This is a genomic window from Allobosea sp. ASV33, from assembly GCF_016428755.1.
GTDB lineage: Bacteria > Pseudomonadota > Alphaproteobacteria > Rhizobiales > Beijerinckiaceae > Allobosea.
On sequence record NZ_JAELTI010000002.1, the window covers coordinates 86,784 to 100,210 of the forward strand.

Here is a 13,427-nt window from a genome sequence, read left to right on the forward strand (position 1 = left end):
GGGTGGCCGAGCATGGGCCTCACCAGGTTGAGATCGAAGTTCCCCCCGCCGGGTTCCAGATGAAGCTCCCGCGATGGAGACATGGTTGCAGGAATGGGAAATCCGTTACCGCATCGGATCCTCGCTCGGCGCGACAGGGCAGATGCGCGTTTGCTTCACGGAGGAGAAAATCGTCCGGGCATTCCCGCATTACCACGGCAGCCGGATCGTCCCCGTCGATGAAGTTGCGGGGGCTCTTGCGGCCGATGCTGATGATGAGGCTTTCTATGACAGCTTGTCGGGCGGTTGACGGCACTGACGTGGCGATGGCCAGCCGACGTTGCGCAAAGGCAGGAAGCGTACGCTCGCTCTCGCGCCTCAGTTCCACGCTCGGATGGCGTAGGTGTCCACCAGTTCGGGGTTTCCCTCTACAAATGATTGGCAAGCCTGTTTGAGGCTGAAGACTCCTTCGGGCTGTAGTTTGGGTGCTCGCCATCCAGCTTGAGGTCGGCATCGACCATGAGCACTCTCTTTTCGCCATCAAGATTCATCCGAATGATGCTCGTCGCTTTGGCGTTCTGATGAACGATCATGGTGTTGGCCCGTTGGTGCGGCGGCTTATTCGGCACTCAAGAGTGAGGTCTTGGCGCAGGTTCCGCAACGGGTCGGGAGCGGAAGTTCGGCGGCAGGATGAGTTTCTGCCGATGCGCGCCAGATCCAGACGCTCGTCATTCTCCAGTAAGCAGACATTGCGCGAATGGCCGATATCGACCCTTCAGCAGCATTCGCTCAGAAACAGCGAATGCTGCTCATTTGGGCGGCTCGGTCGAAACGCGGCCGAATAGCCTAGAGCTGGCCTCGACCATTCGAGGTTGCCACGCCGACGCCCTAGCAACCATAAGGAATGATGTTCAGGTTCTTCGATTCTCTCGTTGATTCGACAGCATCGCCCCCGGGCGAGCCTCCCAGCGGACTACGAAGGTTCTATTGGCATTTCGTCCGCCAGGCGAAGGGCCTGTTCGCAGCGCTGTTCATGCTCGGCTTTGCGCTTGCCGTCGTTGACGCCGTGGTGCCTTATCTGATCGGGCGCCTCGTCTCTGTCCTGTCGTCGATGCCGCGCGAGCGCGTTTTCGACGCTGCCGGCCATCTGCTTCTGATCCTGGCGGCGATCGTGCTCGTGGTGCGGCCGCTGGGCACGATCCTGTTTCGCCTGCTCGTGAACCACGCGATCGCCGTCTCTTTCACGACGCTGATTAACTGGCAGAATTACTGGCACGTCGTGCGCCAGCCGCTTGCCTTCTTTCATGACGACTTCGCCGGGCGCTTGGCCAACCGGGTCATGCAGACGGGCCGGCCCCTGCGGGATACGATCGTCTCCTTCGTTCGCGCGGTCTGGCAGATCCTCATTTTTGGCGCGACCGCGATCGGTCTTCTCGGTACGCAAGACATTCGGCTCGCCGCGCCGATGATGGCCTGGTTTCTGTTTTACGGCGCGCTCCTCGCCTACACGCTGCCGAAGGTGCAGGTCCGTTCGCGCGAGACCTCGGAGACGCGCTCGGCCATCTCCGGCAAGATCGTCGACACCTTCACCAACATGATGACCGTCAAGCTGTTCGGGCGCCGGACCGATGATGACGCCTATATGCGCGACGGCTTCCGACGCTTCCAGGCCGCTTTCGCCCGCCAGCAGCGGCTCAACACCGTCTATGTGTTCTGCCTGGTCTGCCTCAACGCGATCCTGCTGGCGGCGACGGGCGGTATCGGCGTCTGGCTGTTCTCGCTAGGACGCGTCGATGCGGGCACGCTGACGACCGCCGTTCTCCTGACAACCCAGATCATCGCCATGTCAAATTGGGTGGCGTTCGAAATCGCCGGCATCTTCGAGAATATTGGCATCGTGCAGGAAGGCATGAAGACGATCGCGCAGCCGCTAAGCCAGCTCGACAAGCCTGGCGCGCGTCCGCTCGAGGCTCCCCATGGTGAGATCCGGTTCGAGGATCTGCATTTTCACTACACGCAGCCGCACCGCGTGGTGGACGGGCTGTCCCTGACCGTCGGCGCCGGTGAAAAGATCGGTCTGGTCGGGCGCTCGGGCGCGGGCAAGTCCACGCTCGTCAATCTGCTGCTGCGCTTCTACGAACCGCAATCGGGCCGAATCCTGATCGACGGTCAGGACATCGCCGCAGTCACCGAAGAGTCATTGCGCGCCCGGATCGCATTGGTGGCTCAGGATTCCTCGCTCCTGCACCGCTCCATCGGCGAGAACATCCTCTACGCCCGCCACGACGCCGATCAGCAGATGATGCGTGACGCCGCCCGGAAGGCGCAAGCCGACGGCTTCATCGACAAGCTGGTGGACAGCAAGGGGCGCTATGGTTTCGAAGCCTTCGTCGGCGAACGCGGCGTCAGACTCTCCGGGGGACAGCGTCAACGCATCGCCATTGCGCGGGTGATCCTGAAGGACGCCCCTATCCTCCTGCTCGACGAGGCGACGTCATCCCTCGACTCGCAGGTCGAGGCCGCGATCCAGGATGCGCTCTCGGATCTCATGCGCGGGAAGACCGTCATCGCTATCGCGCATCGCCTGTCCACGCTGCAACTCATGGACCGGCTTGTGGTGATGGATGGCGGGCGCATTGTTGAGCAAGGCTCCCATGCGGAATTGCTAAATCGCGGCGGGCTCTACGCCGATCTGTGGGCGCATCAATCGGGAGGCTTTATCGTGCCCCCACGCCCGCAGGGTTCCCGCATGCCGTAAACGTCCCGTCGGCGCAACTCCTGTAGGCTTGCAAGCGAGCCTGTCCGAAAGCAGACTCTCTTAGTGTGCGCATAGGGCCAACCTCGGCCGCAAAGCGAACGCGCGGCCAATGTCCGAGTTGGGTCGTGAGCGGACGGTACAGTTCGTCATGCGGTCGCTAGCCGACTGTCGGCTTGTGCATCTGCACGATGACCTTGCCCTTCGCCCGCCCGGTTTCGAGATAGGCAAACGCCTGCTCGATTTCCGCGAATGGGAACACCCGGTCGACGATTGGACGAAGCCGGCCGGCATCGACGAGAGTGACCAACTCGGAAAGCTCGGCTCCGCTGGGATGCATGAACAGGAAGCGGTAGCGCGCGCCGTGCTTTCGCGCCTTCATCCGCAGCGAAAGACTGGCGAACCAGAATAGCCCTGCCAGCATCAGGCCGCGCCCGAGGTCCTTCCGAGCGGTCTCGGGTTCCGGCGTGGCGGTGATTGAAACGACCGTGCCGCCGGGCTTCACCAGTGCGAACGATTGGTCGAGCGTCTCGCCGCCAACGAGATCGAAGACACCGTCGACATTTCGGATGCGATCTCCGAGCCGCTCGGCCGTATAGTCGATGATCGTATCGGCACCGAGCTCTTCGACAAGGGCGCGGCCACGTGGCGATACAGTCGTGACGACCTGAGCGCCGAGCCATTTGGCGATCTGGATCGCGAGGGTGCCGACCCCGCCGGCGCCTCCGGAGATGAAGACCTGGTTTCCCGGCCGCAGATGCAGCTCATCACGCAGCGCCTGCAAAGCCGTAAGCCCTGCCAGCGGAATGGCGGCGGCTGCATCGAAATCAAGGGTTTCCGGCATGGCCGCGACCACCTGTTCAGGCACGCAAGCGTATTCGGCGAAGGCTCCCATCCTGTCCTTCGGAACGCGCGCAAAAACCCGATCGCCCGGAGCGAAGCGGGAGACGGCCCCGCCACATGCCTCGACGATGCCCGCAAACTCGTTCCCGAGCACGATCGGTAGCGGGTAGCCCTGGATGACGCGCAGCTTGCCCTCGCGGGTCTTGAAGTCGACGGGGTTCAGACCTGCCGAGCATACGCGCACGAGCACGTCGCCACCCCCCGGAACCGGTTTGGGGACATTGCAGAGCTGTGCTGTCTCAGGTCCGCCATATCGTGTGAGGACAAAGGCCTTCATGTCGGCACTATGCGGCTTGTCGCGTCATCGGAAAAGCTCAGCTACAGGTGAGGGATCACGAGGCACCATGACGGATGCCGTTCGGAGCTCTGTTCCGAGCGTCCCGCTCCGTCGCGCAGATGGTTTGCTCGAGCGCATCGTTATGTTGAAGGCGGACATGCACGCGGCTTCGGTACTCTCGCGTATTTCCTCGAGGTTGCGAGTATCGAAGCCGAGCTTCAAGCCGACCGCATAGCCGAGGAACAAGTGACCGGGGAGCGCGTACCGGATGAATTATGGCGACCGACCACGGACCGGGATTGATGGCGAAGAAGCCTGGCGAGCTGCCTGAAATCGATCTCGACGTCGTTGACGTGAGGCAGGTGGCGATAATGACCGATCCTCAGGGAGAAACGATGATCAGCCTGGAGATGGCCGGCGGCCAGGTCATGAACTTGGTCTTCACGCCCGGGTTGCTGGCCAAGCTCGAAGCCTTCCTCGCGAAGGCCAACGAGGAGCAGGCCAAGATTTCTCCCATTCAATAGGGGCAGCACCCGATGTGCGGACGTTTCAGCCAAGCCTACACCTGGGAAGAGATCGTCGCGTTCAGCCAGCCACTGACCGTGCCCGCGGATCGGCCGAACCTTCAGGCCCGCTACAACATCGCGCCGACCACCGAAATCGACATCATCGTGAAGACCGAGGCGGGGCGGGAACTTCGGAAGGCCCGATGGGGCCTGGTTCCGGCATGGTGGAAGAAGACCGTTTCGGAGGTCGGGTCGACCCATAACGCTCGCTCCGACCGAATGAGCGACAGCGCGATGTTTCGCTCGGCCTTCGTCAAGCGGCGCTGCATCATCCCGGCAAGCGCGTTCTATGAGTGGACGGGCACGAAGGGCGAAAAGGTCCCGCACCTGATCAGCGCTGCGGATGGCGGATTGCTGGCGTTCGCAGGGCTGTGGGATCGATGGACCGATCCGGAGACCGGGGAGGAGATCGTCTCCTGCACAATTATTACCCGGGACGCCGATAAGTGGATGTCAGCCATCCATCATCGGATGCCCGCAATGCTGCACCCCAGGGATTTCGACGCCTGGCTCGACGGCACCGGCGGGAAGGAGCTCCTCGACCAGCCTCCACCCGAGCTTCGAGAATGGGTCGTCAACAGCAGGATGAACAACGCAAAGGTCGGCGACGACGATCCTGCCACCGAGGAGCCCGTCCCCGCCGAAAGCCCGCCAGCGAAACGTCCGCCCGAGGAACCGCCTCCCCAGGGCAGCTTATTCTAAGCGATTGGTTCCCCCCGCTTGGGTTTCAGCAGACCTATCCGAGGAAACGCTTCACGATCTCCCGCAGCAACCGGGGCAATTCATCGAAAGCGTAAGGAGTGTGCACTCGCTCGAGCCTTTGATGAAATTCCCGTCCCCACGGGCCAATGTTCACAACCGGGAAGGACAGGACATCTTCCCGCGCTGCGTCGACAAGCTCGCTGGCCGGGGTATTGGCGGCAACGGTGTCGCTATCGGCGTCGGATGGGCGATGTCCAAAAAAGCTCATGTCCGAAATTCCGGTGAAGTACTCACGATACTTTAGCGCTCCTCCACCGACGCTCTCATGCGCGAGCCGCGCGCTTTCGATCGCGTCGGCAAAGCGGGAGGGGTTTGCCGTCCTGGAGAGGTGGGTCGAGGGATATACGAGACTGCTGAAGCCATAGACGATGGCAGGACCGGTCACGCTGGCTTCCGTAACCATGGCACCGACGATCGCACGCGTCTGAGCGAGAGGATCGTCGGAGGCGCGCCACTCGAGCTCTACATCGTTAACCCGGGCAACTGCATCGGCTCCGCCGACCTGCTCGACCCGCTTCATCAGTTCTCCGACCGTGATAAGCGACGCGGCTGCCACCGGGGCCGCCTGTGGTATTCCCAGCATCGCCGAATAGCTGTGCGCACGCTGATTGAACTGCTCGATGGCCCCAGCCGCGGCCGTTCGGACGGTTTGTTCGAAGAGACTCAGAAGCTCAGGGGCCGTCCAGTTGTGCGAGAGCCAGTTGAAAGCGATCCAGACCCGCTCGGGCGTGGTGACCTCATAGCCTCCTCGTAGGTCCTTCGCCTCCAGGCAGATCGGCGGCGGGGAGACCTCGCCCCCTGCCCTGTCGGACAGCACAGGGTTAGCCTCCACGGCCTTCGTGATCTCCGACGCGATCAGTTGTGCGCTGACACCCTCGAACGGATAGCTTGCATGGGAGGAATGGCCGACGACGAACGCGAAGGGCAAGGCCTTACCGATCGTGCCGCGATAGATCGCGCGGCCCTCTGTTCCATTTCCCTGATCGCTCGTCGCATCTAGGTTGATGCCTGCCTCGATCTCAAGTCCGAATTCGGCCGCGATGGTCGGAAGCGCATCGCGTAGGCTACGCATTCCCCGCGAGCCACGTTCCTCGTCGGGTGTCGCGATGAGGATGAGATTGCCGAGCCGGTCCGGATCGGCTGCGAAGGCTTCGAGAACGGCGATCCCGACAGCTATGCCGCTCTTCATATCGAGGAGCCCGCGACCGGGCAGGAACTCGCCGCTCCTGAAGTCCTCCAGAGCGCGACGTTCACCTGCGTTGAGCGGTCGGCTCTCCAGATCGGCAATCAACGCCGCCAGCAACTCGTCGGGCTTGAACGCCAGCGGAGCCAGTTCCCGGTAATTTTCGACCGAGACGACGTCGTAGTGCCCCGCCATGGCCAGTGCACGGGACCCTTTTCCCCGGACAATGGCCACCACGCTTCGCCTCATCGGATCGCCATGGCTATCCACCAACCGCACCTGGTCCGGATGATCTCGGAAGTACGGAATGCCGCGAAGCATTGCGGCCATTCGCTCTCCGAATTCGGCCTCGCCCGGTGAGCCGGTTTCGCTACCCCAGCCGACCAGACAGCAGGACAGCTCTCGAACTCGAGGGCCGGGATTCCAAGTCGGTCGGGATTTCATCAGACGCTCCGCGAGTGCAGCCAGGCGGCAACATATCCGAGCACATGGAGAGCAGAAACGTTGCCCAAGCTCACAATCGATGATGGATTGCCCATACTGTCAGAAAGACTGACGGAATCGGCAGAGTCTTATGGATGATCTCGACCATCGCCTGATCGCAGAGCTGCGTATCAACGCGCGAGCAACGGTCCCCACGTTGGCGAAGCTCCTGGGCGTTGCGCGGGGCACTGTCCAAACCCGTATGGATCGACTGATCGCGAACGGAGTTATCGCCGGCTTCACCGTTCGATTGAAAGACCACGACGCGACCAACCGAATCCGCGGCATCATGATGATCGAACTGGAGGGGCGGAACGTGAAAGGCGTCGTGGCGAGCTTGAGAAAGAACCCGGGTTTCGCCGCGCTTCACACCACGAACGGACTTTGGGACCTGATCGCGGAAATCGACGTCCCCAGCATGGCCGAGTTCAACCGGCTCCTCACCGGCATCCGGATCATGGAAGGTATATCGAAATCCGAAACACACCTCTTGCTCGGCCCAGCGTGATCGGTTGGCAGCCCGGATTGTCATCACATATGGCTGGCTTGATCGCAGCAAAACTGAGACAACAATGAACGCGGCTAGAACCTGAGCCAATCTTGGATCAGCACAGCGCGAAAGCCTGCCGCCCTCGGCGAGCGACGCAATGGGCTAATCCGGACACTATTCTGCCGCCTCGCGCAAATGTCGATTGAATTCGGCCAGATCGAGCCGTTTGAAAAGCGGCGCTTCGATTGCCGTTCTCACATCGATTTCTTCGCCTGAGAGTGCACGCTGGATTGCGAGCCCCAGGACGCGGGAAAGTCTCGGGGGAAAGGCGTTGGCCATCTGCCTGAATTGCGCCTGACGCGATCCGGAGAAGCCCCAATCGTCTGGGAAGTCCTGGAGCCGCGCGAGCATCGGAAGGGTCAGACAGGGGATTCCATCGAAGTCCGGGTCGGGCGCTTCCTTGGCAGGCTTTCTGGGATCTACGCCGATATTGAACCAGGCCTGCCGCGAATTTGGTTGGGCCAAATCGATGCCCATCTTCTTCGCGCTTCCCCCGATCAGCGTGGGCGCGAGGCCGTCCGCTCCGGCGACCCATTGATCCAATCGAACCCAGCCGCGGGCTCCCATCAAATCCTTCAACCGGCTGCCGACCGACGTCGGCGCCATTTCCGGAGCGAGTGGCCAACGGAAGCGGTGCATCAGGCCGCGACGGAGCGCGACAAGGATCGCGCGGCGACGATTCTGAGCCAGTCCGAAGTCGGGACCCTCGATGATCCTCCACTCCGCGTCGTAACCCATACGCTCGAGCTCAGAGTATACTTGAAGTCGGCGCGCTCCGTGGGTGACCTGGGAGATGCCAACCACATTCTCAATCAGGATCGCCTTCGGCTGGACTAGCTCGATGATCTGAAGAGCTCGATCGAAAAGATCCCGTTCGTCCCCTGCGCCGCGCCGCTCTCCTGCCTGCGAATAAGGTTGGCAAGGCAGGCCGCCGGCAACAAGATCCACGCCCCGGTAGCGACTGAGATCGATCGTATTGATATCCGCCTCGAACACCGGCCATTTGGGACGATTGGCACGTAGGGTTGCGACAGCTTCGGGAGCTTTCTCAAAGATTCCGGCGTGCCAGAATCCAGCGGCGTGCAGACCGATCGCCTGACCTCCAGCGCCAGCACACAGCTCGAGCACCGAGTACTGATAGGGCTTCGCAGGCCGGGACCTGGAACTCTTCGGATGGCGATCGAGTGCGACGACGCCCTGGCCGAGCCGACGTCGATGACGGCTCAACTCCGGCAACTCTTGTCCGAGTGCCCACATCAAGGGCTCGTGCCGGCTCTCGTCGATCCAAAGCGGATCCACGTCCGGCCAAGACAATCCTTCGATAGAACACAGCCTGCGATCTGCGAGTAGATTCAGCGTACGAAGTACGCGGCTCCACGAATGCTGGGGCCATTCGTCGCCTGAAGTCAGGAAATCGACCGGTACGAGCCTCTGGAGCTGGGCTGCAAGCCGACGAGCATTTTCGGCAAGCGCATCGACCCTGGAAACCGTTTCGGGCGAGCGATCCTCAGGGCTTGTCTCGTTGTAAAGATCGGTAAAATCGTTAGCCAATCCGCCCAGGCCTTCGAGGAAGCGGTCCACGAACTCCCGTGCCTTCAACCTGACGGCACTCTTCAAGTCTGGGACGGCGCTACGATCCGGCTTTCCGGAGACCGCTGCTTCGGCCGCGAGCACGTCGCGCCGAAGCAATCGCAGATCCGCAAGCGACATGGACCTTCCCGAACGCAACATCGTAAGCGCCTCGTCCCGAACCGCTGGCGGCTGCTTAGCCAGGCGGCACAGGACACTGACGTCGATCGCACTCTGCTGGAGATCGGCTCGTTCCGGATCGGCGAAGTCGGCCAGCAGCAGGTAAGCACTTGCCTCCGTCCGAGACACGCGGCACTCGGCCCTGATGAACGCGATGAGATGCGCTTTCGGCAAGTGCTGGGCGAAGACCTTGCATTGATCAGCAAGGGCGAACGCATCAGCAATGGCGCGGCGACGACCGGCGAGCGCGCGATCACGAACCTTCTTGAGGCTCTCCAGAAGCTCGCGATCGCCCCCTGCACCCAGGTTCTCGTCAGAGCCCTCCCGCTTTTCGTCAACTGAGCGCCCTCGCCGGCTTTCGCGTGAGCCCCCAGATTGATCCGTCCCCGGCTCGGACGAGGTTTCTTCGAGCGTTGAGGTTTTGGGCCCAGCGGGAAAATCACTGCTGGCGAGGTAGGCTTCTTCGCTCATTAACACTGGGGCTCCGAGACTTACCGGACCCTATGCCGGCTAGGCCGTGCATTTCGGGTGAGCGTGATTGCTAAAATCCGAAGGACCTTCGAACGTGGAGTTCTGGCACACGTGCTTCACGATTAGTGCCATGTCTTTCGGCGGCTTCGACCCCATTCTGCCGTCACGAGGGCAGACAGTTGCGAGATTTCGAGCGCTCGAAGGCTTTCTCATCAAGGGGCAGAAAGGCTGATAAAGAAATTGCAACTGATAAATCTGAATTCGCGGGTCTACGCAGGCACGAAGTGTTGTCGGCATGGCGCGCCGATGCGATACGTGGGCGAATGAAACGATTCAGGGGCGACCGTGACGAAGCCGGCGACGCGCATCGTCGAACTTGAGGACGACGAACTCGAAGAATTCGTCGAGATATTCGCCGAACGAAAATCGAAAGACTACGTCGAAGTCGAGCGCATTGGCGGAGCCAATGACAAGGGCCGTGACGTCATAGGTTTCCTCTCGCGCTCCCGCCACGAGGGAGACTGGGACCTTTACCAGTGTAAACGGAAGACACGCGGCTCCAAACTCCGGGTTGGCGAGGCCATGACGGAGCTGGGCAAGGTCTTTCACCATCATGATGCCGGGGCGTACGCAACCCTCCCGCGACGGTACGTTTTCGTTTCGCCGCGAGGTATGGAGGGGTCGCTGACTACAATGCTGCTGAATCCTTCCCTCATCAGGAAGACACTGCTGGAGACCTGGGACAAGAATTGCCGGACGAGGATCACCGGCCGGAATCCTGTCGAACTCACGGCCGGCATCCGCGCGCTGATCGAGGCGTACGACTTCTCAGCGGTCGAGTGCCTGACCGCGCCGAAACTGGCCAAGGATCCCGCCGCGCTTCCTGCTCTTGTTCAGGTGTTGCGCCTACCCCCCGGCGAAGCGCCCGAAGGCGAAACGCCTGATGAAGTCAGCGACACTGAGCTGACTTATATTGCGCAGCTTCGGGATGTGTACGCGGGGTCGGCCGGGTCGGATTTCGCGACACTGGACGACGTTTTCGCGCACCCCAGGTTCGGGGAGCATCTCAGGATTCAGCGGCAGCGCTACTATCAGGCATGCGCTTTCCGTGATTTTCACCGCGATAATACGGCGGCGAGATCGGTCGACGTATTCAAGAACGACATCTACCATTTACTGATCGACGTTTATAATGAGGAGCACCCGTCGCCCCTGGCAAGGATCGACGCGGTGATGAAACATACGGGGGCTGCACCTGCGGGAATCCTGGGCACAATGGCTAGGCCTCCCGTGAAACAGGGTACGTGTCATCACCTTGTTTCGGACGGCAAGATCAGGTGGAGCCCATGAGCGTAAGCATTTCCGACCTGTATCATACGCCGCTTGAAGCGGGGATCCGTGCCGTCGTGGTGCTCGAGCATCTTCGGCCGATCACTGCCGATCTGAGCGAGGTCGTCCTTTACGACCACGTTGTCGTCCACGCATCCGACGTCGGCGGACCGATGTCGCTTCACGCTGCGGTCTCCGGCCGGAGGGGCGAGCTGCTCGTTCGACGCGGCATTGTGGAGGCAGGACTCGACCTCATGCGCAGATGCCACCTCCTGGAGAAGGTCGCCGACGATGAGGGCTTCACTTGGCGAGCTTCCGAGGAGGCCGCCTCGTATGTCGAACTGCTGGAGTCCTCCTATTCAGAAGATCTGAAGACCTGCGCGAGCTGGCTCGCAGAGCAGGTTCGGGAGCTGTCGAAGGCTGGCTTCAAGTCCATGGTTGTCGGTCACATCGGGGAATGGACCGAAAGTTTCGGGCATGGCACTGCCCAGGCGGGCGCCTGATATGCCGCCATCTCGGTTCATCCTGCGGCGCCTGGCTTTTACCGGACCGGATAGACAGAGCGTCGGCCTCGACTTCGCTTCGGGATTGACTGTCGTCTGGGGTGGCTCGCAGGCAGGCAAATCCTACGCGGTCAAAGCGCTCGACTACATGTTCGGTGGCGGATCTGCCCTGCCGGGCCTGACCGAAGCCGTCGGATATGACAGGTGCTGGCTAGAAATGGATCTGCCGAAGTCCGGTCGGATCACTCTCGCACGTTCGATGTCAAAGGGTGGATACGATCTTTTCGAGGGCGAGTTCGACCAAGCGCTCGCGCGGAAAAGCGACCGCACTCTGGCCGAAAATCACACCACTAAGAAGGAGAGCCTCTCGACATTCCTCCTTGGAGAACTCGGCGTCGGCGACACGGAAATCGCCCGGACCCAGAGCGGAGACAAGTCGACCTTCACGATCCGGCATTTCGCCAGTTACCTGTTCACCGAAGAGACCCCGATGATCGCGGAAGAAAGCCCGATTGTCGTGGACCGCCAAAGTAGTGACACGTTCAATAAGAACGTCCTCAAGTTCATCCTCACAGGCGTCGACGACAAGTCGATGGTGAAAGTCCCCGATACGAAGCAGCAGAGACAGACGAACGCGGGCCGCATTGAAATCGTTGAGGAGATGCTGAACGCGGCTGTGGCAGAACTTGCAGCCATGTACCCGGGCGTCGAGGATTTGACGACCTTGAAACTCGACCAGCAGGCCGAGCGGCTGGATGCGACGTTGGAAGCCTTCCGATCGAACTTGGCGAAGGGTCATTCGGCTCTCGACTCGCTTTCCATGGAACGCCGACTGCTGGTTTCCGAGCGTGAGGAACTGACGGAACGGGCGGACGAGGCAGCATTAACCATCGAGCGCTTCGAATTGCTGGCCACCAGCTTTGCAAGCGATATCCGCAGATTGATAATGTTGGAAGAAGGGGCCGCGGCCCTTATGGCAGGTGCGAAACGTACATGCGTTCTGTGCGGCGCCGATCCAGAACATCAGCATGTCGAGCACGGTTTCGAGGCCGTGGAAACTTCCCAGAAGGCCGTTTCCGCTGAGTTGAGGAAGGTCCGTGCCGAAAGCGCCGGATTGGCGAAGGCGATAGCGTCGCTCAAGGCCGAAGCGATCGGGATGCGGAGGCGGATTGATTCCCTTTTCGGTGACATCGAAGTCAAGGATGGGCTGATCGAGGCTGCGCGAAATGCCGCGGTCAAAACACGCGAACAGTACGAAGCGATCGATGTGGCGCGCAAGAAGCTCCATGATGCGATGTCCGTCGAGCGGAGGATTAGCGGACTAGGGGCTCGTCACGCGGAGCTGTCGAGGTTCAAGCCGAAGGGCGTCGCCAGGGGAAGCGTCATCACCGGAGTCGGCACCGTGGTCGGCGATGAACTCGCGGCTGCGGTGCAGAGCATCTTCAAAGAATGGAAGTACCCGGGAGATCCTCGGATCACATTTCACGAGCAGACCCATGATATCCTACTGAACGGGAAGCAGCGGAACGCCAACGGCAAGGGCGTAAGGGCATTGCTGAACGCCGCATTCAAGATCGGCGTCATGGATGTCTGCCGGACTCGCAAACTTCCACATCCGGGCATCGTCGTCCTCGACAGCCCGCTTCTCAGCTACCGAGATCCGCTCAAGTCCAAGCACAAGGAACTGAGCGCAGACGAAGCCACCGTGGCCGCGGCAGGGCTGAACGTGCACTTTTACAACTATCTTATCAAACGCTCCAATGACGCGCAGTTCATCGTCATCGAGAACCAGGATCCTCCGTTCCCGCTTCCAGAAAGTGTGCGCGAGCATGTCTTCGCAGGCGAACACGGCAACTCGGGCCGACGCGGTCTGTTTTGAACCCGTGGGTCACGCGTAATTTTAGCCAGCGCAAATAT

12 protein-coding genes are annotated in these 13,427 nt (G+C 61.1%); 8 read left to right on the forward strand and 4 right to left on the reverse strand.

Going from position 1 to position 13,427, the window contains the following annotated elements; all coding sequences use genetic code 11:
* Positions 1–85 precede the first annotated feature (85 nt).
* Positions 86–289: a hypothetical protein gene (locus tag JHD80_RS01090; RefSeq protein WP_210339768.1), complete on the forward strand. Its 204-nt coding sequence runs from the start codon at positions 86–88 to the stop codon at positions 287–289.
* A gap of 118 nt (positions 290–407) precedes the next feature.
* Here JHD80_RS01090 and JHD80_RS01095 read toward each other — a convergent pair whose 3' ends face one another.
* A complete protein-coding gene (locus JHD80_RS01095) occupies positions 408–572 on the reverse strand; it encodes a hypothetical protein (RefSeq protein ID WP_199084521.1) in 165 nt (54 codons plus the stop codon).
* 314 nt (positions 573–886) lie between these two features.
* Here JHD80_RS01095 and JHD80_RS01100 point away from each other — a divergent pair, with 314 nt between their 5' ends.
* On the forward strand, positions 887–2,737 hold the full coding sequence (locus JHD80_RS01100; protein WP_199084522.1) for an ABC transporter ATP-binding protein: 1,851 nt from the start codon (positions 887–889) through the stop codon (positions 2,735–2,737).
* A gap of 157 nt (positions 2,738–2,894) precedes the next feature.
* Here JHD80_RS01100 and JHD80_RS01105 read toward each other — a convergent pair whose 3' ends face one another.
* A complete protein-coding gene (locus JHD80_RS01105) occupies positions 2,895–3,827 on the reverse strand; it encodes an NADP-dependent oxidoreductase (RefSeq protein ID WP_349237186.1) in 933 nt (310 codons plus the stop codon).
* 362 nt (positions 3,828–4,189) lie between these two features.
* On the opposite strand from JHD80_RS01105, the gene JHD80_RS01110 reads away from it, so the two are divergent.
* Positions 4,190–4,438 carry a hypothetical protein gene (locus tag JHD80_RS01110; protein ID WP_199084524.1) on the forward strand — a complete coding sequence of 83 codons (249 nt, stop codon included), beginning with the start codon at positions 4,190–4,192 and terminating at the stop codon, positions 4,436–4,438.
* Positions 4,439–4,450: 12 nt separating this feature from the next.
* Positions 4,451–5,182 (forward strand): SOS response-associated peptidase, encoded by a 732-nt coding sequence (locus JHD80_RS01115; RefSeq protein ID WP_199084525.1) that lies wholly within the window; start codon positions 4,451–4,453, stop codon positions 5,180–5,182.
* Positions 5,183–5,216: 34 nt separating this feature from the next.
* Here JHD80_RS01115 and JHD80_RS01120 read toward each other — a convergent pair whose 3' ends face one another.
* Positions 5,217–6,869 carry a M20/M25/M40 family metallo-hydrolase gene (locus JHD80_RS01120; RefSeq protein WP_199084526.1) on the reverse strand — a complete coding sequence of 551 codons (1,653 nt, stop codon included), beginning with the start codon at positions 6,867–6,869 and terminating at the stop codon, positions 5,217–5,219.
* Positions 6,870–6,999: 130 nt separating this feature from the next.
* Between JHD80_RS01120 and JHD80_RS01125 the strand changes: the two genes are divergently transcribed.
* On the forward strand, positions 7,000–7,416 hold the full coding sequence (locus JHD80_RS01125) for an Lrp/AsnC family transcriptional regulator (protein WP_199084527.1): 417 nt from the start codon (positions 7,000–7,002) through the stop codon (positions 7,414–7,416).
* 156 nt (positions 7,417–7,572) lie between these two features.
* Here JHD80_RS01125 and dcm read toward each other — a convergent pair whose 3' ends face one another.
* Positions 7,573–9,678 (reverse strand): DNA (cytosine-5-)-methyltransferase, encoded by a 2,106-nt coding sequence (gene dcm / locus JHD80_RS01130; protein ID WP_199084528.1) that lies wholly within the window; start codon positions 9,676–9,678, stop codon positions 7,573–7,575.
* Between the two features lie 345 nt (positions 9,679–10,023).
* Between dcm and JHD80_RS01135 the strand changes: the two genes are divergently transcribed.
* The 3 genes from JHD80_RS01135 to JHD80_RS01145 are packed head-to-tail and all read left to right on the forward strand — an operon-like array spanning position 10,024 to position 13,389.
* Positions 10,024–11,028 carry an ABC-three component system protein gene (locus tag JHD80_RS01135; RefSeq protein ID WP_199084529.1) on the forward strand — a complete coding sequence of 335 codons (1,005 nt, stop codon included), beginning with the start codon at positions 10,024–10,026 and terminating at the stop codon, positions 11,026–11,028.
* Positions 11,025–11,510 carry an ABC-three component system middle component 2 gene (locus tag JHD80_RS01140; RefSeq protein WP_199084530.1) on the forward strand — a complete coding sequence of 162 codons (486 nt, stop codon included), beginning with the start codon at positions 11,025–11,027 and terminating at the stop codon, positions 11,508–11,510. Before JHD80_RS01135 ends, JHD80_RS01140 begins: the two co-directional genes overlap by 4 nt.
* The gene (locus JHD80_RS01145; protein ID WP_199084531.1) at positions 11,485–13,389 is read left to right on the forward strand and encodes a coiled-coil domain-containing protein; all 1,905 of its coding nucleotides are present in this window, start codon (positions 11,485–11,487) and stop codon (positions 13,387–13,389) included. Before JHD80_RS01140 ends, JHD80_RS01145 begins: the two co-directional genes overlap by 26 nt.
* The last annotated feature ends 38 nt before the right edge of the window (positions 13,390–13,427 follow it).